Annotated in this window: 20 protein-coding genes and 1 tRNA gene; 8 read left to right on the top strand and 13 right to left on the bottom strand. The window is 48.5% G+C overall.

All coding sequences use genetic code 11. The features are described 5' to 3' along the window. Positions 1-60: 60 nt before the first annotated feature. From DWW91_RS12625 to DWW91_RS12610, 4 genes are all read right to left on the bottom strand, one after another. Entirely contained in the window at positions 61-825 is a 765-nt protein-coding gene (locus DWW91_RS12625) for a zinc ribbon domain-containing protein (protein WP_007653268.1), read from the bottom strand. 1 nt (position 826) lies between these two features. Next, positions 827-1,924 (bottom strand): Nif3-like dinuclear metal center hexameric protein, encoded by a 1,098-nt coding sequence (locus DWW91_RS12620; RefSeq protein WP_046146809.1) that lies wholly within the window; start codon positions 1,922-1,924, stop codon positions 827-829. Between the two features lie 3 nt (positions 1,925-1,927). Further along, a complete protein-coding gene (gene aspS / locus DWW91_RS12615) occupies positions 1,928-3,685 on the bottom strand; it encodes an aspartate--tRNA ligase (RefSeq protein ID WP_010803569.1) in 1,758 nt (585 codons plus the stop codon). Positions 3,686-4,480: 795 nt separating this feature from the next. Then, positions 4,481-4,555 (bottom strand) — tRNA-Pro (locus DWW91_RS12610). A gap of 216 nt (positions 4,556-4,771) precedes the next feature. Here DWW91_RS12610 and DWW91_RS12605 point away from each other — a divergent pair. Continuing rightward, on the top strand, positions 4,772-5,410 hold the full coding sequence (locus DWW91_RS12605) for a recombinase family protein (RefSeq protein ID WP_007653257.1): 639 nt from the start codon (positions 4,772-4,774) through the stop codon (positions 5,408-5,410). A gap of 81 nt (positions 5,411-5,491) precedes the next feature. On the opposite strand, the gene DWW91_RS12600 is transcribed toward DWW91_RS12605, so the two are convergent. From DWW91_RS12600 to hypF, 4 genes are all read right to left on the bottom strand, one after another. Next, complete coding sequence (locus DWW91_RS12600) at positions 5,492-7,552, bottom strand: acetate--CoA ligase family protein (protein WP_122327985.1); 2,061 nt, start codon at positions 7,550-7,552, stop codon at positions 5,492-5,494. Positions 7,553-7,631: 79 nt separating this feature from the next. Further along, complete coding sequence (gene hypB, locus DWW91_RS12595; protein ID WP_122327930.1) at positions 7,632-8,372, bottom strand: hydrogenase nickel incorporation protein HypB; 741 nt, start codon at positions 8,370-8,372, stop codon at positions 7,632-7,634. Positions 8,373-8,388: 16 nt separating this feature from the next. Further along, complete coding sequence (locus tag DWW91_RS12590) at positions 8,389-8,730, bottom strand: hydrogenase maturation nickel metallochaperone HypA (RefSeq protein ID WP_007653250.1); 342 nt, start codon at positions 8,728-8,730, stop codon at positions 8,389-8,391. A 2-nt stretch (positions 8,731-8,732) separates the two neighbouring features. After that, on the bottom strand, positions 8,733-11,000 hold the full coding sequence (hypF, locus tag DWW91_RS12585; protein ID WP_122327929.1) for a carbamoyltransferase HypF: 2,268 nt from the start codon (positions 10,998-11,000) through the stop codon (positions 8,733-8,735). Positions 11,001-11,178: 178 nt separating this feature from the next. Here hypF and DWW91_RS12580 point away from each other — a divergent pair, with 178 nt between their 5' ends. The 7 genes from DWW91_RS12580 to DWW91_RS12550 all read left to right on the top strand — a co-directional run bounded on the left by DWW91_RS12580 (position 11,179) and on the right by DWW91_RS12550 (position 17,848). Then, entirely contained in the window at positions 11,179-11,406 is a 228-nt protein-coding gene (locus DWW91_RS12580; protein WP_122327928.1) for a HypC/HybG/HupF family hydrogenase formation chaperone, read from the top strand. Beyond that, positions 11,403-12,488, top strand: coding sequence for a hydrogenase formation protein HypD (hypD, locus tag DWW91_RS12575; RefSeq protein ID WP_010803646.1), 1,086 nt, complete (start codon positions 11,403-11,405; stop codon positions 12,486-12,488). Before DWW91_RS12580 ends, hypD begins: the two co-directional genes overlap by 4 nt. A gap of 138 nt (positions 12,489-12,626) precedes the next feature. Continuing rightward, positions 12,627-13,673 carry a hydrogenase expression/formation protein HypE gene (gene hypE / locus DWW91_RS12570; RefSeq protein WP_122327927.1) on the top strand — a complete coding sequence of 349 codons (1,047 nt, stop codon included), beginning with the start codon at positions 12,627-12,629 and terminating at the stop codon, positions 13,671-13,673. A 141-nt stretch (positions 13,674-13,814) separates the two neighbouring features. Beyond that, positions 13,815-14,912, top strand: coding sequence for a hydrogenase small subunit (locus DWW91_RS12565; protein WP_122327926.1), 1,098 nt, complete (start codon positions 13,815-13,817; stop codon positions 14,910-14,912). 16 nt (positions 14,913-14,928) lie between these two features. Beyond that, a complete protein-coding gene (locus tag DWW91_RS12560) occupies positions 14,929-16,650 on the top strand; it encodes a nickel-dependent hydrogenase large subunit (protein WP_122327925.1) in 1,722 nt (573 codons plus the stop codon). Between the two features lie 11 nt (positions 16,651-16,661). Continuing rightward, on the top strand, positions 16,662-17,402 hold the full coding sequence (cybH, locus tag DWW91_RS12555; RefSeq protein ID WP_010803650.1) for a Ni/Fe-hydrogenase, b-type cytochrome subunit: 741 nt from the start codon (positions 16,662-16,664) through the stop codon (positions 17,400-17,402). Then, complete coding sequence (locus DWW91_RS12550) at positions 17,402-17,848, top strand: HyaD/HybD family hydrogenase maturation endopeptidase (protein ID WP_007653237.1); 447 nt, start codon at positions 17,402-17,404, stop codon at positions 17,846-17,848. Before cybH ends, DWW91_RS12550 begins: the two co-directional genes overlap by 1 nt. On the opposite strand, the gene DWW91_RS12545 is transcribed toward DWW91_RS12550, so the two are convergent. The 5 genes from DWW91_RS12545 to glpK form a co-directional block, all read right to left on the bottom strand. Then, complete coding sequence (locus DWW91_RS12545; RefSeq protein WP_007653236.1) at positions 17,849-18,163, bottom strand: type II toxin-antitoxin system RelE/ParE family toxin; 315 nt, start codon at positions 18,161-18,163, stop codon at positions 17,849-17,851. Continuing rightward, positions 18,148-18,483: a hypothetical protein gene (locus tag DWW91_RS12540; protein WP_122327924.1), complete on the bottom strand. Its 336-nt coding sequence runs from the start codon at positions 18,481-18,483 to the stop codon at positions 18,148-18,150. The genes DWW91_RS12545 and DWW91_RS12540 overlap by 16 nt, the downstream gene beginning before the upstream one ends. Positions 18,484-18,606: 123 nt before the next feature. Beyond that, on the bottom strand, positions 18,607-19,590 hold the full coding sequence (locus DWW91_RS12535; protein WP_122327923.1) for a substrate-binding domain-containing protein: 984 nt from the start codon (positions 19,588-19,590) through the stop codon (positions 18,607-18,609). A 158-nt stretch (positions 19,591-19,748) separates the two neighbouring features. Further along, complete coding sequence (locus tag DWW91_RS12530; protein WP_122327922.1) at positions 19,749-21,698, bottom strand: hypothetical protein; 1,950 nt, start codon at positions 21,696-21,698, stop codon at positions 19,749-19,751. Between the two features lie 175 nt (positions 21,699-21,873). After that, on the bottom strand, positions 21,874-23,385 hold the full coding sequence (glpK, locus tag DWW91_RS12525; RefSeq protein WP_048316890.1) for a glycerol kinase GlpK: 1,512 nt from the start codon (positions 23,383-23,385) through the stop codon (positions 21,874-21,876). Positions 23,386-23,446 lie beyond the last annotated feature (61 nt).

Here is a 23,446-nt window from a genome sequence, read left to right as displayed (position 1 = left end):
AATCAAATAAGAACCGTGTTAATCCGTGTAATCCGTGCCTTAAAAATTATAGATGTAATTTTAATCTTCTATACCTGCCAGTTCCGGGTCGATCATGATACGTCCGCAATATTCGCAAACGATCACTTTCTTACGCAACTTGATATCCATCTGTTTCTGAGGCGGAATCTTGTTGAAGCAACCGCCGCAGGCATCACGCTGGATATAAACGACAGCCAAACCGTTGCGGGCACCTTTACGGATACGCTTGAATGCAGTCAGCAAACGGGGTTCGATTGTTGTTTCCAGTTTTTTAGCCTTTTCGCGCAGTCTTTCTTCTTCCTGCTTTGTTTCAGAAATGATTTCTTCCAGTTCACTTTTTTTCTGAACCAGGTCAGCCTTACGGCCGTCCAGTCTTTCGGTAAGCTGGGCAATCTCTTCTTTCTTATGGTTAATCGCTTCGCCGAATTCGCGGATCTTCTTTTCAGAAAATTCGATTTCAAGTCCCTGGAATTCGATTTCCTTTGACAGATTATCAAATTCGCGGTTGTTGCGCACGTTATCCAGTTGCGATTTATATCTCTCGATCAGTCCGGTAGATTCTGTAATTCTGTGTTTCTGTTCAACAACAGCACTCTCATAATCCTGGATCTCCGACTGATAGTTCTGAAGACGGGTTTCCAATCCTGCAATCTCATCTTCCAGGTCCTGAACTTCCAGGGGAAGCTCTCCACGAAGCGTTTTGATCTTATCAATTTCAGTCATCATCGTCTGAAGTTGATAAAGCGTAGAAAGCTTTTCTTCAACTGTATACTCTTTTTCAGCTGATTGTTTATCTGTAGCCATTCTATAAATATTTTACCGGGTTTGAATTAACATTCGAAAAATGTACGGCAAAGGTAGGGAATTTTTTCGATATTATGTTATAAAAGATGTCTTTTGTACATACTTCGGATTCATAATGGCCTATTACAGCCAGCAGAATACGATCCTCTACATCATAAAAGTCATTGTATTTGGCCTCACCTGTAATGAACACGTCCGCACCGTAGGCTATCGCATCTTTTATCAGGAATGCACCACTGCCGCCACACAAGGCCACTTCACGTATCGGCTTGCCTGTAAAAGCCGAATGCTTCACGCAACCGACCTGAAAGAGGTCTTTTATCCGTTGCAGAAAAACCAACTCGTCCTCTTCTTCGGGCAACTCTCCCACTATCCCCGAACCGACCTGGTCCCAGGTATTATTCAAAGGATAGAAATCGAACACAGGTTCTTCGTACGGATGGACCGAAAGCAGGGCGCGTGTAATCGTCGATTTACGAAAAGCAGGTAATATCGTCTCGATGCGGATTTCGCGCTCCACATGCAACTCTCCCACTTCACCACAAAACGGATTTGTACCTTCTCCAGCACGGAAAGTCCCCTTGCCTGCCAGATTGAAACTACATGAATCATAGGCCCCGACAGTACCGGCACCGGCATTGAACAAGGTAGTCCGTACCAACTCCGCATACACCTCAGGCACGAAAGTAACCAGTTTCAGCAAGGCTCCTTTCTGAGGACTCAGCACACGTACATTTTCCAATCCGATCAGTTCCGCCAAACGGAAGTTAACACCTCCGGCAGCATTATCGAGGTTGGTATGGGCGGCATAGATCACCAGGTCATACTTGCATGCCTTTATCATACATCGCTCGATATAAGTGGAACCGGTCAACGACTTGAATGCTTTAAAGGCTAAAGGATGATGTGAAATAATCAGGTTACACCCCATTTCTATCGCCTCGTCGACCACCTCTTCGGTAACGTCCAGGCAAAGAAGCGCACCGGTGGCAAGCTGGTTCACATCACCTACCTGCACACCCGCATTGTCAAAGCTTTCCTGCAATGGCAACGGAGCGTATTGCTCCAATTCTTTCAGAACATCCTTTATCCGTATCATAATTTATTCTTTTACGTCTACTTTCAGACACAATTCATCCAGCTGCACGTCGTCGATAACAGACGGAGCATCGAGCATGACATCGCGACCGGAATTGTTTTTCGGGAAAGCGATACAGTCGCGGATTGAATCGAGACCGGCAAATAAAGACACCCAACGGTCCAGACCATAAGCCAGACCTCCATGAGGCGGCGCACCATACTTGAAAGCATTCATCAGGAAGCCGAACTGAGACTGTGCTCTTTCTTCGGTAAATCCCAACAACTGAAACATCTTATCCTGCAATTTGCTGTCATGGATACGGATAGAACCTCCACCCACTTCAACACCATTGATAACCATATCGTAAGCATTAGCACGTACGGCACCCGTATCGCTATCCAGCAACGGAATATCTTCCGGCTTCGGAGAGGTGAACGGATGGTGCATAGCATAGAAACGCTGATCTTCTTCGCTCCACTCGAACAGAGGGAAGTCAACCACCCACAGACAAGCAAACTTGTTCTTATCGCGCAATCCCAACTGGCTCGCCACTTCAAGACGCAATTCGCAAAGCTGTTTGCGGGTCTTCATCGCATTATCGCCTGAAAGGATCAGGATCAGGTCGCCCGGTTTTGCCCCGAAGGCTTCCTTCATCTGTTGCAATGTTTCCTGTGTATAGAATTTGTCTACGCTCGACTTCACGCTGCCATCGGCTTCTACGCGGGCATATACCATACCCTTCGCTCCTACCTGCGGACGTTTAACGAATTCAGTCAACGCATCCAGTTGTTTACGTGTATAAGTTGCTGCCCCTTCTGCACAGATACCGCCAACATAAGCAGCATCATCGAATACAGAGAAACCATGACCTTTCATGATATCCATCAATTCGACAAACTTCATGCCGAAACGCAGGTCGGGTTTGTCGCTACCATAATATTTCATTGCATCGTGCCAGGTCATGCGCTGGAACGGCTCTTTAATTTCGATGCCACGGATTACCTTGAACAGGTGCTTTGCCATACCTTCAAAGATATTCAACACATCTTCCTGCTCAACGAAACTCATTTCGCAGTCAATCTGTGTAAATTCCGGTTGACGGTCGGCACGCAGGTCTTCGTCGCGAAAACATTTCACGATCTGGAAATAACGGTCGAAACCGGAAACCATCAGCAACTGCTTCAAGGTCTGCGGTGACTGCGGTAATGCATAGAACTGTCCCGGATTCATACGTGAAGGAACAACGAAGTCGCGTGCACCTTCGGGAGTTGAATTTACCAACACCGGAGTTTCCACTTCCAGGAATCCCTGTTTATCCAGATAGTTACGAACTTCGAAAGCCATGCGGTGGCGCAGTTCCAGATTCTTACGAACGGCATTACGACGCAAGTCCAGATAACGGTATTTCATACGCAGGTCGTCGCCGCCATCCGTTTCATCTTCGATCGTGAAAGGAGGAGTTACTGCGGCATTCAGAACATTCAGTTCCGAAACAATCAGTTCGATATCCCCTGTCGGAATATTTTTGTTCTTGCTGGAACGTTCTCTGACAGTTCCCGTTACCTGAATCACATACTCACGGCCCAGTTTGTTTGCTTTTTCACAAAGATCAGCATCTACTTCCTGATTGAATACCAGCTGGGTTATACCATAACGGTCACGAAGATCGACAAACGTCATACCGCCCATCTTACGAGTTCTCTGCACCCATCCGGCTAAAGTAACCACCAGACCTTCGTCTGCCAGGCGCAAGTTTCCACATGTTCTTGTTCTATACATCTTTTTAAAGATTTATTTGTTTTAATTCCATGAATCAAAAGTATACATACAATGTATCTGTAAAATACTATTGTACTCTACGCGCAGCCGGTCTGCAAAGATAATACTATATTCATTAACTGTAATATTTTCATTGAAATTAAAAGAAAAACAGGATAACCAAACTAAAGATACTTGTAATTACTCAACATAAAACAACTGTCATACTATCATAACACAAACCTCATCAATTGATATTCAAAGCCATGCATCGTATGATAGTTTAGATGATACGGATCGACACAACCATCATACTATCATAAACACACCTACATTTTATCACGCAGTATATTGTTTATTTTCAACAACATAACGACCCATTTACGCTGAGACCCGGGTCTGTTTTCCCTTTACACCCGGGTCTCAGCACAGTTCAAACCCGGGTGTAAAAGGTACTCAAATAGGGGTCTCAGAGAAATAATCCGCTTATTCTTCGCAAAAAAAGCCATAATATCACTAAAAAAAGAAGCATATATAATGCAAAATAGCTCACCGACAATACATTCAGGCACCTTATATTTTCGATAAACAGGAAGATATGATAGTTAAATGAGGATTATGACAGTTGCCATGATAGTTATTTCAAACAACTATCATAGACATACGCATTGAGATTCAATCAATATAAAAGAAAAAAAATGAGAGTATGACAGTTTATTTGTAAAAAACTAACCAGGAAAGAAAAGTTTGGATAATATATCATATAGATTAAAAAAACAGAAAGAGAACCAACGAATTGGTTGGTTCTCTTTCTTGTCGGGGTACCAGGATTCGAACCTGGGACCCCCTGCTCCCAAAGCAGGTGCGCTAACCGGACTGCGCTACACCCCGTTTTGCAACCCCTTTATTGTCGATTGCGGTGCAAAGGTAAGCATTTATTTTTATCCACCAAATATTTCGTGTTCTTTTTTAATTGTTTATTTTCGCATCTGTTTAATTACAAGATTTAAAGGAAAGGAGGTGAAACAGCAGAAAGAAGGACAAGCAGACATGAACATATTGCTAGCCAATATGTTATAATATAAACGTATCAACATTAAAAATAGTATGATAATTGCCTATACACGAACATATTCAAACAAGCAACAAAGTGACAATCAAAAAAACGCGATTGAGCAGTTTGCCGCGAACAATAACATGACTATAGACAAATGGCATAAAGATACACGAACAACATCCTCACGACATAAGAACAGGCTTGAAGATATTATAAAAAATATGGAGGCCGGCGATACATTAATTGTAGCCGATGTCACACGCCTGAGCCGGAGGTTGATGGAAATTATGCATTTGATATTATTATGTATTGAAAAAAAGATCACTCTTTACTGTCTCAAAGAAGGGTATACTTTTGAAAACAATGTCGACAGCAAAACGTTAGCATTTACTTTTGGGCTCGTCTCGGAAATTGAAAGCAAACTAATCTCGACACGGACAAAAGAATCGCTGGAAATTACCAGAAGTCGGGGCACAACCCTCGGACGCCCGAAAGGTACTCCCAAAATGGACCACCTACTTGCACAGAAAGAACAGATAGAAAAGGAACTCAACGAAGAAAATGCTACGTACGCCGAACTGGCCGAGTATTACCAGGTATCGCTCAGTAGCTTTAAAAAATTTGTCAGAGATAATATTCCGCCGTCACTTCCCGGACGAAAAAGAAGAGGAAGAAAACAGGCTGAGTAGTACAAATAAACGAAGGGGAATTGAAACAAATCGACAGGCTTACGTTTCAATTCCCCTTTTTATTAATATCTGTCAGAGATATTATTTTTCTATCCGGATACGGGCGTCTACCGCAAATAATCCCCGGTCGGTTGCAACCAGCGGGTTAATATCCATTTCTTTTATTTCAGAAGCAAAACGGAGCAAAGTAGAAAGACGGACTATAATATCTGCATATTGTTGCTCGTCGATACCTTTCTGCCCGCGTGTACCTTTAATAATCGGATAACCGCGTAAAGAACGAATCATTGAAAAGGTCTCGTCATAGGATAACGGAGCCAGACCGTAAGAAACATCTTTCAGTACTTCGACAAAAATACCTCCCAGACCGCAAAGGATTACATGCCCGAAACCTTCCTCATACTTCGCCCCGAGGAACAACTCCTGCCCTTTCAGCATAGGCTGTACCATAATTGCCGTCACATCCGGCAGGCGCATCATACGTTCAAACTCAAACAACAAGTGCTCCTCACTGCGGATATTCAGGGCTACACCGCCAATATCACTTTTATGTACAGGACCGACCACCTTTGCCACAACAGGGAATTTTACACGTTTGGCAAAAGCAATCAACTCGTCTTTGTCGGTCGATGTAAACTCTTCCACCAATGGGATATTGGCAGCACCCAACAGTGTGCGAACCTGTTCGGGAGCCAGATAACCGTTGGATGGCAACTGGTCAATGATACGACGCACTTCGGGCACATTGACACCATATAATTGTATATCGGTACTCATCGGCTTCGGCGTATTGATCACACGGGAAAGAGCCGTACCCAAAGTCACCTCGTCCGAGAAATTCACATGTCCCTTTTTCACAAAGCTGCGCACTTCCGGGCCGGCAGTTACGATAGAAGGCAATACCGGGAAGATTGGTTTCTTACACTCTTCCATCTTTTTATGAAGCACTTCGTATGTATCATATAGTTTCACCAGGCCGGGACTTCCGAAAATAACCATCATCAAATCGACTTCCTCAAACTTATTCTCACAGAAGTCTATTGCCGTAGCCAGATGCTCCGGTGTTCCCGTTCCGATAATATCAATCGGATTGCTAACGGCTGCTCCGGGATATAACTTGGATTTCAACTCGGTCGCTATCGGACCTTCCAGGTTGGGAACATTCAGACGGCCTTTGGAAAGAGCATCCGCCAACATGACGGCAGGACCTCCGGCGTGTGTAATGATTGCACAGTTTTTTCCTTTTACCTCTTTCAAGGTGAAAATACAAGCAACCGTCGTTAGCTCTTCACGGCTGAAACAACGTACGATACCGGCTTTACGGAACAGAGCCTCCACCGCCGAATCCGAACTGGCAATTGCACCGGTATGCGAGGAAGCAGCACGCTTGCCCGATTCGGTGCTTCCTGCTTTGATGGCTGCGATATGACAGCCTTTGCGAATCAGCGAAGCGGCATGATACAATAATTTATCAGGATTCTTAATTTGTTCGATATAAAGCATCTTGATTTTGGAATCGAGCACAGGGTCAAAGTTACGGTCCATATACTCAATCACCTCTTCTACCCCAATCTGCCTGGAGTTGCCAACCGACCATACAGAGGAGAAACGCAAGCCTTTTGTCAATGCCGATTCAATGATGAAAAGCGCCGTACCGCCGGAACTGGAGACAAAGTCGACTCCGTCGGGATGAAATTCGGGGATAGGCTGTGTAAACACTCCATGAAAATTCATATTCATCAGTCCGATACAGTTTGGACCAATCATGGAGGCACCTGCTTCGTTCACACTATCCAGCATCTGATTTTCGAGGATAGCCCCCTCGTGAGTCTCTTCGCCAAAACCGGCGGAAACCACAATAAATGCTTTTACATTCTTCTGTTTAGCCAGGATATCAACAGCTTCGGGACATGAAGGACCGGGAATCGATATGATAGCCATTTCCGTATCCGGAATATCCTGCACGGAATGATACGATTTCAGACCTTGCACGTCGTCTTCCCTGGCATTCACGACATACAGTTCTCCTTTATATTTACCATCAAGGAGATTTCGTACCAAACGCCCACCCGGCTTGTGTACATTATTCGAGCCGCCTACTACGACTATGCTCTTCGGGTCGATTAATTCTCGGTTAATCATAACACTTTGATTATTTTGATTCATTGAACTGGAACAAATATAGCTTTTTTATCCATTTATCCATCGAAACAGGGGTTATTTATTTACATTTTGCACATTCTGAGCACAACCAGTCGCACCAGGCATCCATGCCGTCCCCTTTTGTTGCCGACACTTCAAACACCTGCAAATGATGATTCACCTTTAAAGCATTACTCTTCAAGGTCTCTATATCGGTATTCAGATAAGGTGCCAGGTCTGTCTTATTGATTACGCAAACATCGGCTTCTGCAAAGATATGCGGATATTTCAACGGCTTATCGTCACCTTCGGTCGTGCTAACGATAACGACTTTCTTTGCTTCGCCCAGGTCGAACATGGCAGGACAAACAAGGTTGCCGACGTTCTCTATAAAAAGTATCGAGTGATTGGCCGGCGCCAGATGTTTGACAGCGTGGTTCACCATATCGGCTTCCAGATGGCAGCCGGTCCCGGTGTTGACCTGGAAAACGGGAATATCCAGTGCGGCAATGCGGTCGGCATCATTAGAAGTCTGTTGGTCTCCCTCGACGACATACAAAGGGAGTTTGCCTTTCAGGCGGCACACGGTTTCCTCCAGCAACGTAGTCTTTCCGGAACCGGGCGAACTCATCAGGTTCAGGCAGAAGATTTCCTTTGCCTCAAAATAACCGCGGTTGCGCTCCGCCAGCAGATTGTTCCGCCGGAGTATATCCTGTTCAAGAGTTATTACCTTATCCTCATCGTGATGGTGATGATGATGTTCATGATGATGGTCGTGTTCATGATGATGGTGTTCTCCACACCCGCAAGTTCCACACATAAGCGTTTTGTATTTATTATTTAATAACAATAGATTTTACACGAAGTTCTTTTCCTTTAATGATTTTAACACAATAGGAACCGCATGCCGGGCAAGGCGTGAACAGAGTCTCCATCGGGAAAGTCTGCCCGCAACCGGTACACATGCCCTCGCCGTCAATGATATGGCGAACAATCGAAGCATGTTCGAGCAGGGAACCTTTCACCGCGCTTTCCAGTGCGAAATCAAGCGTATGCAATTCCACACCCGCCAGGCGGCCGATTTCCAGTTCCAGTTCCTCGACGGCTTCCGAATGACGGCTTCGCGCCTGTTCTTCGGCCAGTTCTACGATACTCTGTGCAATAGACATTTCGTGCATAATCAGTCTTTTTTATTCCGGGAAGCGGCAATGGCCAGCTGGCCGACGGCAACTCCCCCGTCATTACATGGTATACGGCCCGGGACATACAACGGGATACCTTTTGCGGCAAATAAACGTTGCAACTGTTCCGTCAACCTTTTATTTTGAAAACAGCCGCCGGAGATAACCACGCGGGTCGCTCCGGTCTGTTGCAGATGGCGTGCGGCCTCGTCGAGCAGCAGGAAAGCCATCGTATTATGGAACCGGGCAGCCAGGTCACCGACGGAGACTCCGGAAGCCCAATCGTTCAACAGTCCCTCAAACAAGGGGCGGAAGGATATAACACCTTCCTTTATTATAACCGGATAACGCGCCGACTGTTCACTGCCGGCTGCCTGCTCCAGTTTTACAGGAGCCTCGGCCTGATGGGTCGACACGTCGCACAACCCCAAGAGGGAGGCGACGGCATCAAACAGCCGGCCGGCACCCGAGGTATAGGGCGTATTGACTCCTCTCTCCATCATCGTCATCAGCAGGCGGATTTTATCCGCACCTACCCGTTCGGAAAAGCCTTCCGGGAAACAGGCGGAATCTCCCCAATAATGCCACAGATAAGCGACGGCCATCCGCCAGGGTTCCACTGCCGCCTTATCGCCACCGGGCAGCGGGACATATTCAAAATGCGAGAGGCGGCGGTACTCTTTGCGGTCGCAGAGGAAGAACTCACCTCCCCAGACCTTTCCGTCGTCACCCAGCCCCGTCCCGTCCAGGACGATGGCAACCACTTTCTCATGCAAGCCATATTCCAACATGCAGGCTGCCGCATGGGCGTGATGATGTTGTATTTTCAGCAGAGGCAATCCGGTACGTGCGGCGACGCGCTCCGCTTCCTGCGATGAGAGATAATCAGGATGCATATCGCAAGCCAGTACAGAAGGGGTAAAACGAAAAAGATGCCGGAAGCGGTCCAGCGATTCCGTGTAGAAGCTGAATGTCTCCCAGTTCTTCAGGTCACCGATATACTGGCTTTGCAGAATGGTATCCCCTTTTCCCAGGGCAAACGTATTTACTTTCTCCGCACCGAAAGCCAGGATACCTTCCACGGGAATGTCGGCAAAGAATGGCTCCGGTACATAGCCGCGCGAACGGCGCACCAGGCAAGGTTGCCCGCCGCAAACCTGAAGGACTGAATCGTCCACCCGGTTATGAATATCCCTGTTATGATGAAGCAGGAGAGCAACTTTTCCGGACAACTGCTCCGCGGCTTCGTCCGGAGTTATGGCAATAGGGTAATCGCTCAGGTTGCCGCTCGTCATCACCAGGGCCGGTGTGTCGAGGGCGGCAAACCAATCCTCATGTAACGGCATATAAGGCAACATACAGCCCAAGGTCCGCATGCCGCGGTTTATATCGTCCGCCAGTGCTTTCTTTTGTTTCAGCAAGACAATCGGGCGGCGCCAGGAAGACAGACAGTCTTCTTCGACCGGACCCGCCTCCGCATAATGCCGCAAATGTTCCATATCGCGGAACATAACGGCAAAAGGCTTGCTGTCACGCTGCTTTATCGCCCGCAAACGTGCCACCGCCTCCCCGTTCAGGGCATCGCATATCAGATGATAGCCACCAATGCCTTTCGCCGCTATCACTTCGCCTTCACGAAGCAGGCGGACGGACAGGTCCAGCAACTTATCGTACTCCTTTATCTTTACATTACTATATATGGCATAATAGAAAGGCCCGCAATGATTGCAGGCCACAGGCTGTGCATGGAAACGGCGATCGCTTACCGTCGTGTATTCCCTCCGGCAGTCGGGACACATGGCAAAGGCGGTCATCGTGGTCTGCTTCCGGTCGTAAGGCAAATCGCGGATGATGGAGAAACGGGGACCGCAATGCGTACAGTTGATAAAAGGATAACGCAGGCGATGCGGCTGCCTCATCCGGTCGGAAAGGCATTCGGGACAAACAGCGATATCGGGCGCCACCTGCGTCACCTCCTCCGAATCGGAACGGCTGGGTGTAATCATAAAATCCGGATAATCCGTATCTGCAACATCGGCTTCTTCCCATTGAACACTATGGATCGAAGCAACTGCCGGATGCTCATTTCTGATCCGGGAAATAAAAAGTTCCCGCTGCTCCGGAGTCAGGATCGCACGGATCGACACTCCGTTATTCCGGTTACCGACCTCACCTTTTATCTTCATCTCATTTGCTATACGATAGATAAAAGGACGAAAGCCAACGCCTTGCACTAACCCACGGATTGTCAATATCGATATTCTCACACTGTTTGTTTTACTATGCTCACAAATATAGAGGGTTTAAGTTTAACAAACAACCGAACCCGGCAACAATAGAGATAACTTTTATCTATAAATTAATAGATAATATGTATCATTTAACACACCTTTTCCCAAACATATTGCCTACTTTTGGAGTTGTTAATAAAAAACAAATCAGCTTATGTGTCTGGCAATACCTGGTAAAATTATAAGCATAGACCGTTCCGAGCCTGAGCTGGCCATGGCCAGAGTTGACTTTAGCGGCATCACCAAAAACATTTGCATCCAATGGGTCGATGTGACGGAAGGCGATTATATCCTTGCCCATGCCGGAATGGCGATCTCCGTAGTGAATGCACAAGAGGCAGAAGAAACACTGGAAGATTTAAAGAAACTCCAACGCTTATGAAGTACGTCGATGAATATAGAAATAACGAACAGGTACAGGCACTCCTGCGGGCTATCCGAAAGGTAACGACCCGGCCGTGGCACATCATGGAGATATGCGGCGGGCAAACCCATGCCATTGCCCGTTACCGCCTGGAAGAGATGCTGCCACAGGAAATCCGGCTACTTCACGGGCCGGGATGCCCGGTTTGTGTGACTCCGGTTAGTCTGATTGACCAGGCACTTGAATTGGCGGGACAATCCGATATTATTCTGGCTTCGTTTGGTGACATGATGCGTGTGCCGGGCACAAAAGAAGATTTATTACAGGCAAAAGCACACGGTGCAGATGTTCGAATGCTTTATTCCCCGCTCGATGCGATCGAACTGGCGGAAACAAATCCGAAGAAAGAAGTTGTCTTTTTCGCCATTGGCTTTGAAACAACCGCCCCTGTTCATATGATGGCGTTAAAAGAGGCACAACGGCGAAAGTTAAGCAATTTCTCGTTGCTCACGTCGCTGTTCACAGTTCCTCCGGCCATAGACGCGATTCTTTCGGACCCGGGAAGTAAGGTAGACGGATTTTTGACCGCCGGACACGTCTGTGCCATCACCGGAAACTCTGCTTACCACAAGCTGGCCGAACAATATAAAACACCGATGGTCGTCACAGGCTTCGAGCCGGTCGACCTGCTATACGGCATTTATCGTTGCCTGCTCCAGTTGGAAGGCGGAAGCCACATTGTCGAGAATGCCTACCGGCGTGCCGTCCCCGAAACGGGTAACCCGGCCGCCCGCGCGTTGATGGACGAAACGCTCGAGGCATGCGACCAGGAGTGGCGGGGCATCGGCGTCATTCCCCACAGCGGTTTACGATTAAAGAAAACATATGCAGCCTATTCCTCCCGGGAGAAATTCCCATTCCATCCGAATGGAACAGAAATCCCATCCGAATGTATTGCCGGAGACATCATGCGGGGCGTGAAGCAACCCGCCGACTGCCCTTTCTTCGGAAAGGGTTGTTCGCCGGAACGCCCGAAAGGTGCACCGATGGTTTCGTCGGAAGGAGTTTGTGCGGCTTACTATAAATATAGAAAAATATGAACTATCCCGTTCCCGTGCTTGACACGGGATCGCAGAGGCATAGACCGTTTCCTATATGTATCTTTTGATACAGCCTGCTCCTTTGCGGCCCCGTGTCAAGCACGGGGACAAGATAGTTCAAATATGATAATAATGATTATGAAGAACGAAGATTTTAACTGCCCGATACCGTTGAACGATGCCGACTGTGTGCTGATGGCGCATGGCGGTGGCGGGAGGATGACGCATCAACTGATAAGCAACATCTTCTACCCCGCCTTCCGCAACCCGTTGCTGGAACAGGACCACGATGGCTGCGTATTTCCCGTTCAGGAAGGGCGTATGGCATGTTCGACCGACTCTTTCGTGGTCGACCCGATTTTCTTTCCCGGAGGCGATATCGGCGACCTGGCGGTGAACGGGACGGTGAACGACCTTGCCTGCTGCGGTGCCCGTCCGCTTTACCTCACTGCCGGGTTCATACTCGAAGAGGGCCTGCCGCTTGCCGACCTGCAACGCATCGTGCAGTCCATGAGGAAGGCGGCCAACAAAGCCGGCGTGCAGATTGTCGCCGGTGATACCAAGGTGGTGGAACGTGGCAAATGCGACAAACTCTTTATCAATACCAGCGGCATCGGAGTCGTCGCCGAAAGCATCCGCATCGCCCCCGACCGCGTACAACCCGGAGACGCAGTGATTTGCAGCGGTCCTATCGGAGCGCATGGCATCACCATCCTTTCCGCCCGCGAAAGCCTCGGATTCGAAACAAATCTGAAAAGTGATACCGTTTCGTTAAACAATATGCTCTCCCGGTTGTTAAAAAATATAGAGGAAGTCCATGTGCTCCGCGACCCGACACGTGGCGGGGTGAGCGGAACACTGAACGAAATTGCGAAAGCGGCCAACGTTGAAATCATACTGGACGAAGCGGCCCTCCCCATCCCCGATGCCGTAAGAGGCGCTTCGGAGATACTGGGACTCGACCCGCTGTATGTCGCCAACGAAGGGCTGGTGCTGGTCATCCTCCCCGAAGCACTGGCGGAAGAAGCACTGGTCGTCATGCGCAGTTTCCCGGAGGGAGAAAAGGCTACCGTCATCGGACGGGTGGAAAAGAAAGGCAACGCAGTGGTGAAGATGAGGACACTTTACGGCAACTACCGGATAGTCGATATGCTGAGCGGCGAACAGCTGCCGCGTATCTGCTGAAATTTCCGACTATCGGAAGAGCGTTATTCCGACTATCGGAAAAGCACTGTTCCTACCATCGGAAGAGTGTTGTTCCGACTATCGGAAGAGTACTGTTCCAGTCATCGGAAGAAAACAAAGAAACCAATAAATTACGAAAATATGGATAACAAAAGACCAACCGTCTACGAGGAATGCCGGCAGAAAGGCATCTCCCGAAGGGATTTCCTGAAATTCTGTACCACCATGGCCGCCTTTATGGGATTGGAAGCCTCCGGTGTTGCCCAGGTTGTCAACGCGCTCGAAACCAAGCCGCGCCTGCCGGTCATCTGGCTTCACCTGCAAGAATGCACCTGCTGTACGGAATCGTTCATCCGTGCCGCCCACCCTATCGTGGCGACCCTGCTTCTCGACAAAATCTCACTCGATTATACGGAAACCCTGATGGCTGCCGCCGGCGAACAGGCCGAAGCTGCCAAGGAAGAGACCATGAAGAAATATAAAGGTGAATACCTGCTTATGATTGAAGGTTCGATTCCGACGAAAGACGAAGGTTATTGCTGTGTCGGCGGCAAAAGTGCCCTGCAAATCACCCGCGAGGCTGCCGAAGGCGCCAAAGCCATCATCGCCTGGGGAAACTGCGCATGTGCCGGTTGCGTGCAGGCGGCCAACCCGAACCCGACCGGCGCAAAAGCGATCCATAAGGTTATCAAGGGGAAACCAATCATCAACGTACAAGGCTGCCCGCCTATCGCCGACGTCATGGCAGGTGTAATCATCTATATGTTGACATTCGAGCGTATGCCGCAACTCGACGGGTTGGGACGTCCGAAGATGTTCTATTCACGCCGCGTGCACGACACCTGCTACCGCCGTGCCAACTTCGACGCCGGCCTCTTCGTGGAGAGCTTCGACGACGAGAACGCCAAGCATGGGTATTGCCTTTACAAAGTGGGATGCAAAGGGCCGAGCACCTACAACTCCTGCGGTATCATCAAATGGAACGAAGGGACAAGCTACCCTATCCAGAGCGGGCACCCCTGCCTCGGTTGCAGCGAAGAAAACTTCTGGGACAACAGCCCGTTCTATAAACGGATGCCCGACGTACACGGGTTCGGCATCGAAGCGACGGCCGACCAGATTGGCCTTGCCCTGGGAGCCGCGACAGCAGCCGGCATCGCCGTCCATGCCGTAGCCACCAACATCCGGAAGAAGAAACTGATCGACAACGAAGAACCGGAAAGCAAATCTACCATCTAACTAAATTAGCAACACCATGTCTGAAAGAATCGTTATAGACCCTATTACCCGTATCGAAGGTCATCTCCGGGTAGAGGCAGCCATCGAAAATGGCAAAATAAAAGATGCATACAGTTCCGGTACGATGGTACGTGGAATCGAAAACATAGTACGCGACCGCGACCCGCGCGATGCCTGGGTGTTCGTAGGCCGTGTTTGCGGCGTGTGTACCTCCATCCACTCGCTTTGCTCGGTTCGCGCCGTTGAGAATACGCTCGGCATCAGTGTTCCGCCCAATGCCGAAATGGTGCGCAACATCATGGAAGCGGTGCTCTACATGCACGACCATACGGTGCATTTCTACCAGTTGCATGCCCTCGACTGGGTCGACATTGTTTCCGGCCTCAAGGCAGACCCGAAAGCGGCCGCCCTCCTCGCCCAGCAGCTGTCGCCGTGGCCCAAAAACACGGAAGGCTATTTTACCGAAATGCAAAACAAGCTCAAGAAGTTCGTCGCCAGCGGTCAACTGGGCATCTTCGCCAACGGGTATTGGGGGCACCCGGCCTACAAACTGACGCCGGAGCAAAACCTGATTGCCACCATCCATTACCTCGAAGCATTGGAATGGCAAAAAGAGATTGTCAAAGTACATGCCGTCTTCGGCGGAAAGAACCCGCATCCCAACTTCCTGGTCGGCGGTATGCCGTGCAGCATCGACCTGAACGAGGCGAACGCCATCAATGCCGAACGTCTCACACTGGTGAAACAGAAGTTGCAGGAAGGCAAGGATTTCATCGACCAGGTGTATATCCCCGACCTCCTGATGATTGCCGGCGTATATAAAGACGAATGGAGCAAGATAGGCGGCGGTGTAAGCAATTACCTTTCCTACGGTGATTTCCCCCTGCATGGATACGCCAGTGTAGAAGATTACATGAGTCCGCGCGGCATCGTCCTCGACCGCGACCTGAGCAAGGTTCATCCGGTAGACGCTAACTCGCCGGAGGAAATCAAAGAATATATCTACCACTCCTGGTACAAATACACCGAAGGCGATAAAGCCGGTCTCCATCCGTACGAAGGAGAAACGAACCTCGAATATACCGGTCCGAAACCGCCCTACAAGCATCTGAACGTAGACGATAAATATAGCTGGATTAAAACGCCCCGCTGGAAAGGGCATGCTATGGAAGTCGGCCCGCTGGCCCGTCTCGTCGTAGCCTATGCCGCCGGAAAGGAACCGCAGAAAACGGCTGTCGACAATGTGCTGAAGGCACTCGACCTCCCCGCCTCCGCCCTCTTCTCCACCCTGGGCCGCACCGCTGCCCGCGGCATCGAAACCCAGTTGGTCGCTCAATGGTCGCTCGAGTTTTTCGACCAGTTGATGAAGAACCTGGAAAATGGCGACTCGCGCATGGCCAACCCGGTCATGTGGGAAAACGAGAACTGGCCGAAACAGGCGCAAGGGGTCGGCCTCTGCGAAGCTCCGCGCGGCGCACTGGCTCATTTCGCCGTCATCGAGAACAACCGGATGAAGAACTATCAGATGGTAGTCCCGACCACCTGGAACGCTTCGCCGAGAGACGAGAACGGCAACCTGTCACCCTACGAATCAGCCTTGATAGGCACACCGATACACGATGCCAATCAACCGCTTGAAATCCTCCGGACCATCCATTCCTTCGACCCGTGCTTGGCCTGTGCCGTACACCTGTATGACGAGGAAGGGAAGTATGTGCACCAAATGGATACGTTTTAAAAAGTATTGCTATGAAAAGTCGTAAGAAACGTCTGAGAGAAGTATACGTATGGGAGTTGCCCGTACGTATTTACCACTGGGTGAATGCATTGTGCATCGTCATACTTTGCATTACCGGGTTTATCATTGCCGACCCTCCGGCCATGCTGAATGCTTCGGAAGCCTATTTCAGCTATTGGTTCGGCGTGGTCCGTTTCATCCACTTTGTAACGGCATTCGTGTTTTTCTTCAACTTCGTGTTCCGCCTGTATTGGGGATTCGTGGGAAACCGCTTTGCCCGCTGGAACAACTTCATCCCGTTGAAGAAATCGCAATGGCAGGAAGTATTGGAGGTAATCAAAGTCGATATACTGATGATAAAGAACAAGCCGGTCGACAGTATCGGGCATAATGCGCTGGCGAGCTTAATCTATTTCGGCACGTTCTGGGCCTTCCTGCTGCAAAGCATTACGGGTTTCGGGCTGTATGCCAAAATGAGCCAGTCTGCCTTCCCCCAGCTGTTTGCCTGGACCGTCCCGTTGATGGGCGGCGACCTGATGGCGCGGCAGATACATCATTTCCTGATGTGGTTCTTCATCCTGTTCGCCATCGTCCATGTATATCTGGTATTCTACCACGACTACATCGAACAGCGCGGTGAAACCTCCTCCATCATCGGTGGCTGGAAGTTCATCGAAGAAGAGATAGCCGACAAGGAAGAAATAACAGAGACAGCCGAAACAATCACAAAGGCGGCAAAGAAAAGCAAATAATGGAAAAGAAAACTCTTATATTAGGTGTCGGCAACTTGTTGCTGAAAGATGAAGGGGTCGGTATACACGTCATCCGCGCCCTGGAGAAAGAAACGCTTCCCGCCCACGTCACCCTGATGGATGGCGGGACGGGAGGTTTGCATCTTATCAGCTGGCTCACTGGTTACGACCATATCATCATGGTAGACGCCACCCTCGACAGCAATCCTCCGGGCACCGTCCGTCTCATCTGTCCGAAATACGCCAGCGATTATCCTCCGTTGATGAGTGCACACGAAATAGGTCTCCGCGACATGATTGAAACAATGATTCTGACCGGCGACCTGCCGGAAGTACATCTGATTGTCGTCTCCGCCGCCAACCTGAACGAGGTCAATATGGAACTGACTCCGGAAGTAGAGGCTTCTATTCCGGAGGTGATAAAGGTTATATGGGGATTGATTTGATTAAAGAAACAGATGCTCCAGGAAATAAGGGTCACGCCGACAATCCCAGGCTGCAACAATTTCTATACAATCACTCTTCACACAGTAGATTAGTTTATAGTGATGTTCTACAACTAAATAACGATACTCTTCCTCTTCTTTTTCTAAAACAGGTTCCGGCTGACCTGCCTCGGGAAAAGTAAGAAGAGGTGTAACGGCCTCATAAAAAGCGGTGTCCAATCTATCAGCAGCAGAAGGACTCTTCTCTGCCAGAAAGAGGCAAATTCTGTCTATGCAATCTATTGCAAAGGGCATCCATTTTATCCCCTTCTCCATGGCCGTTTTCTATTACGCATTTCTTCGTTTGTAAGTCCCTGTCCTTGACGGGACTGCTCCATAGCGATTCTTATACCGGCTTTTAATTCCTGAGAGGTAAACTGACAGGGCGGAACAGACTCCTTAACCTCTTCCCTTCCCAGCGACCGCAAATAATCAACCGCCTGCGAAAGGCGCTCCGGGTCGAAGATATTCATCAATTCATTGATTGCTGCCAGCTTCAGGCTGGCGGTATCCTGTGGCAGACCATAAGAAACAGCAGGTTCGGAGACGGGCTGAGACTGTAGAGTTTCGTCTGTGCTATAAGGCTTTGTCGTCATATCGATTGTCTTTTTATTGGTGATGGGCAAATATAAGGATTTATAGAGAAACCCTGTTACTCAAGCGCAGAATTAACAGAAAGAATCTGCTAATCCTGCGCCCGAACCGGAAACCCAAGCAACTCAATAAGGAGAGTTGCTATCCTGATATTCCCGGACATTATCCTTGTTTACGACTGTCGCCGGCATTACAATCTGTTTTTCCTCAATCGTTTTGCCTTTCAGCACATCATCAGCCAAGTCTATGCATTTGGTAATCATGGACGGCGAATAAAGCGTAGTCGCAACATCCGTGACCGTTGTAGAAAGTATCAATGAGAAGAAAGCCTGCGACCCGCCACAACCGACAACGACCTTGATATCATTGCGGCCGGATTCATTGATGGCCTCGATTACACCCGATGCCACCTCGTCATCCTGGGCATAAAAAGCATCCACCGACGGATCATCGGCCAGGATACGGTCTGCGGCTTCCTTGCCGTCAGCGCTGGTATATAATGAAAGAGTCTGTGTAGTCACCTGCGTTGAAGGTGATTTGGATTTCAGTTCCTCTGTAAAAGCATCTACACGGGCATCACTCGACGCTGGGTCTTGTGTAATCTTAAAAGCCACTGCATGACCGGCTCCTTTCGAGGCGACATACTCTGCGGCATTTTTACCGGCAGCCGCATTGTCCCCCTGTACCAACGCGGTATAGCCATCAGTCACTCCGTATTCAAACATAATGACCGGAATCCCTGCCGAGAAAGCGACATCAAGTGCATCCTTGGCAATACCTTCGGGAGCGACCACCAGTATCTGACAGCCTGATTCCACTGCCATACGAATCTGGTTCGCCTGCTGTACTTTGTCTTTGGCTACATAAGTCGCATAACTCAGCCCTTTCGATTCCAACTGATTTGTGGCATAATAACTCAGGGCTGTACGCCAACTGTTTGTCTGGCTTTTCAAACAAACTGCCACCTGCGGATGTTGTGACGGACACGGCTCGTCATCATCGCTGCAAGCCGCAAACAGGATTAGTACAGAAAGGATAGTACAGGTAATAGTTAATAATCTCCTTAATAAAAATGGTCTGTTCAATCTTGATAATGTAATCGTTTTCATGTTAGCTAATTTTAATTCATATTATATGATAACTTCAATCAAAAGCCTTACAACGAAAGCGAAACTATGCAATACCGGTGCCATTTCCTAAAAACGGCAATAGACAATTCAATAGACAATTACTATAACAGACTTCTATCTATTGATTTACAAATCATTTAAAATCGACTCATGTAATCTTCCAACGATACGTCTTTGTCCAGCTCCAACTTTTTCCGCAAACGGAAGCGGGAGGTATTCACACTTGCCCGGTTATTTCCGAGGGCAAAAGCTATTTCTTCCGACGAAAGATTCAGACGAATCAGCATAGCCAGCAACTCATCATTACGAGTCACAGCCGAACAAGCCTTCCGCAACCCCGACAGGAACGACGGATAGAGAAGGCAGAACTGGCGACGGAACTCCTGCTCCTCTTCCGCAGTCAGCAAACGGGGAGAAAGACTGTTTATCACCTCCTGCATTGTATGCAGGGCATCTGCCGTTTCAATCTGCATACGTAGTTCTTCGTTTTTACGGTTCAGGTTCTGCCGCTCGGTCAGCATCTGCCGGAGCTGACCTTCCTTTTCCTCAATCAGCCGGAGAGATTTCTTATGACGCATACTCAGCCAAAGCAAAAAAGCAACGCCCAATAAAAAGGATAAGATGCCAATCAGGATATAATATTGCAGGGTACGTTTCTGCAACTGCAACTCGGAACGCAACAACCGGTTATCCTGCTCCTTTTCCCTTGTTTCATATTTAACCCGGAATTGCGAAATTAATCCGGCATTCCGGCGTTCGGTAAACTGTTGGTTAGCCTGATGAGCCATCAGCAGATAGCGGGACGATTCGGCTGGGCGCATTGTTTCTGCATACAGTTTTCCCAACGCATAATAGACCAGACGCTGCTGATTCACCAATTGGTTCTTCTCTATATAGTCGCAACAGGCCTGATACGCTTCTATGGATAAGGCCGTCTCCCCTACCTCTGCCAACACATCCCCCAACAGGCGGTATGTCAGGACCGACAAGTTATTCAACGGCCTATCTTTCAACTGCCCGATTAATTGGAGAGCCGAAGCAATAGCCATTCCGCCCTGCCCTTTCGTCTCGCTTACAGCCAGAATACAGGTGTAATTATCATAAAATTCATGATAGAACGAATTTTGTGAACGGTCCGGCATACGAACCTGCATACTGTCCAGCAAAACGGCAGCCTTTTCATATTCTTTACATTGAAGAGCATAATAAACGGATAAATTATCTACCCGGAGAAAGGCATCAGGAACACCGCTCCGGTCGGCAGCTTCACGGGCTTTATTAAGATGGAGCATTACTTCCTCTTCCAAACCCCATTCATCGTAGAGCTGGACAACATTTGTCTCGGCAGCACACAATCCATACGGGTTCTTTTCCCCTTCACCGGAAGCCAGCAGAGCATCATAAGCAGCAAGGGCCTGTTCAAATTCTCCTACCTGCTGATACTGAAAAATCAAGTTACCCAGCACAAACACGATCTTCGACTGGTCTTCCAGTGTTTTTATAATCTCAAGGCTCCGTTCGCCACAGGCAATCGCCTTGCGTATTTCGCCAGCCTGGTTATAAATGACGGATGCAATGCCATTGTCCACGTAAAGTTGCTCATTCTCCCTGCCTTCCTCTTGCCGCGACAAGGCACAGTCTATCAGAGCAACGGCTTCTTCCAGGCGCGTAGCTTCATAGAGGGAATAAGCTGTACTGATTTCCACACTACGGGGATAATTCCGTACAAACCAAAGTTTATTTTCTTTATATATATGGCTGAAATAGTCTGCCCCGTCTTTCCGTTGCCCGCCAAAGATATAGCAATAGACCAATTGCAGGAATCCTTCATCCATTAGGGTGGCGACAGATTTTATGTCATCATCCGTTGGTTCCAGGGATATTAATTGTTGATAAACCGATATGGCGGCAGGATAATCCTCCCCTTTTTGCAGTTCACGGGCTTTGTCAAACAACTCTTGTGCATGGCTGTAAGGTCCGGATAATGAATCCGGTTCCAATGTAACCTGATTATTTCGAGATTTATGGTTTCCGCATCCGGACAATATCAAACAAAATACTAAAAGTAAAGTGGTTATTCTACTCATTTCAATAGGCTTAAATTGATTCTGGCTATTCTTTCTCTCCAGAATAATACCACGAATATACCACTTTTTAGATTAGATAAAAAACGTTTAAATGCTCTATTTCAGAATATAATAAAGCATCGCTGCCAGCGCAAAGCCTGCAAGCGGTGCAATTCCGGGTATCCAGGCATACTCTTTATATTTCGCTATCCATCGCCCAGTTCATTGTCCGTCCGACCGCCTTATGCCAATCGGAAAGTAAAGCCAAAGCTGTTTCCGGTTTCATCTTGGCAGTGAAGATGGTATCCAGCGACCACTGCTCTTTCAACTCATCCATATCTTTCCAGTAGTTCACTGCCAACCCGGCCAGATAAGCAGCTCCTAAAGCAGTTGTCTCAATTATACTGGGACGGACTACCGGACAGCGGCTGATATCCGCCTGAAACTGCATCAGGAAATTATTAGCAATCGCACCGCCATCCACCCGAATCTCCTTCGGCTTGGCGTGAATATCATTCTCCATCGCGATCAGTACATCATATACCTGGTAACAAATACCTTCCAACGCAGCACGTGTCAGATGCGCAGCTGTCGTACCGCGGGTAATGCCAATAATAGCTCCCCGTGCATACTGGTCCCAATAAGGAGCTCCCAAACCGGTCAACGCAGGTACGAAATAGACACCGCCATTGTCCGGAACCGACTTCGCCATCTGTTCCGTGACCGGAGCATTCGGTATCAACCCGATACCGTCACGGAGCCACTGGATAGCCGCACCACCGACAAACACACTGCCTTCCAATGCATAAGTTACTTTATCACCCAGCTTCCAGGCAATGGTCGTCAGCAGGTTGTTTTGTGAAAGCACCGGTTTGTCCCCGGTATTTACGATCATAAAACAGCCCGTACCATAGGTCGTCTTCATCATACCTTCTTCCAGACACAGCTGTCCGAACAGAGCCGCCTGCTGGTCACCCGCCATTCCCGAAACAGGAATACCGGCTTTAAATATCGGGGTAGAAGTCTCACAATAAACCTCGCTGCTGCTCTTCACCTCCGGCAACATGGAGGCCGGGATTGTAAACAGATCGAGCAACTCCTGATCCCATTGCATGGTATTTATATTGAACAACATGGTCCGGGAGGCATTTGTAATATCCGTAATGAATTGTGTACCCCGTGTCAGCTTCCAGATCAGCCAGGAATCGACTGTTCCAAAGCAAAGTTCACCCCGTTCCGCCCGTTCACGGATACCTTTTACATGATCCAGTATCCATTTTACTTTAGTTGCCGAGAAGTAGGCATCGATGACCAGTCCGGTCTTTTGCTGAATAAAATCGGAATAACCTTCCGATTTCAACTCCTCACAATAATCAGCTGTGCGGCGATCCTGCCACACAATCGCATTGTAAACAGGAAAACCCGTCTCACGGTCCCACACAATCGTCGTCTCACGCTGATTGGCTATACCGATACAGGCAATATGGTCATCCGTCACATCGGCTTTCGCCATCGCTTCCTTGATCGCAAGCGACTGTGTATACCATATCTCGTTCGGGTCATGCTCTACCCAACCCGGCTTAGGAAAATATTGCTGGAACGTTTTCTGAGAGAGTGTGATGACCTGTCCCTGACGATTAAACAGGATGGCCCGGGAAGTAGTTGTTCCCTGATCGATAGCCAATACATATTTATGTCTGAAATTCATGTTATATCACTTTATAATCTGTAAACCACTTTCCTTTGAAATAAGTTCAGATCTTCTAAAA

This window comes from Parabacteroides sp. AF17-3 (assembly GCF_003635445.1).
GTDB classification, from domain to species: Bacteria; Bacteroidota; Bacteroidia; order Bacteroidales; family Tannerellaceae; genus Parabacteroides; species Parabacteroides goldsteinii.
The sequence above is the reverse complement of the archived record's forward strand: the minus strand, read 5'-3'. Positions and strand labels throughout refer to the sequence as shown.